This window comes from Pseudomonas sp. 51_B (genome assembly GCF_017491595.1).
Taxonomy (GTDB): domain Bacteria; phylum Pseudomonadota; class Gammaproteobacteria; order Pseudomonadales; family Pseudomonadaceae; genus Aquipseudomonas; species Aquipseudomonas promysalinigenes.
The window spans coordinates 1-524 of the sequence record NZ_JAFGYW010000178.1 but is presented as its reverse complement, the minus strand read 5'-3'; the positions used below and the strand labels follow the sequence as shown (position 1 = coordinate 524).

Annotated in this window: 1 rRNA gene; it reads right to left on the bottom strand. The window is 56.1% G+C overall.

Going from position 1 to position 524, the window contains the following annotated elements:
* Positions 1-524 (bottom strand): 16S ribosomal RNA (locus J5M56_RS24255); the annotation flags it as partial.

The window sequence follows — 524 nt, the reverse complement described above, 5'->3', positions numbered from 1 at the left end:
CCAGTCACCAATGCAGTTCCCAGGTTGAGCCCGGGGATTTCACATCTGTCTTAGCAAACCGCCTGCGCACGCTTTACGCCCAGTAATTCCGATTAACGCTCGCACCCTACGTATTACCGCGGCTGCTGGCACGTAGTTAGCCGGTGCTTATTCTTCCGGTACCGTCATCCACTCCGGGTATTAGCCAGAATGATTTCTTTCCGGACAAAAGTGCTTTACAACCCGAAGGCCTTCTTCACACACGCGGCATTGCTGGATCAGGCTTGCGCCCATTGTCCAAAATTCCCCACTGCTGCCTCCCGTAGGAGTCTGGGCCGTGTCTCAGTCCCAGTGTGGCTGGTCGTCCTCTCAGACCAGCTACTGATCGTCGCCGTGGTAGGCCTTTACCCCACCAACTAGCTAATCAGCCATCGGCCAACCCTATAGCGCGAGGCCCGAAGGTCCCCCGCTTTCATCCTTAGATCGTATGCGGTATTAATCCGGCTTTCGCCGGGCTATCCCCCACTACAGGACATGTTCCGATG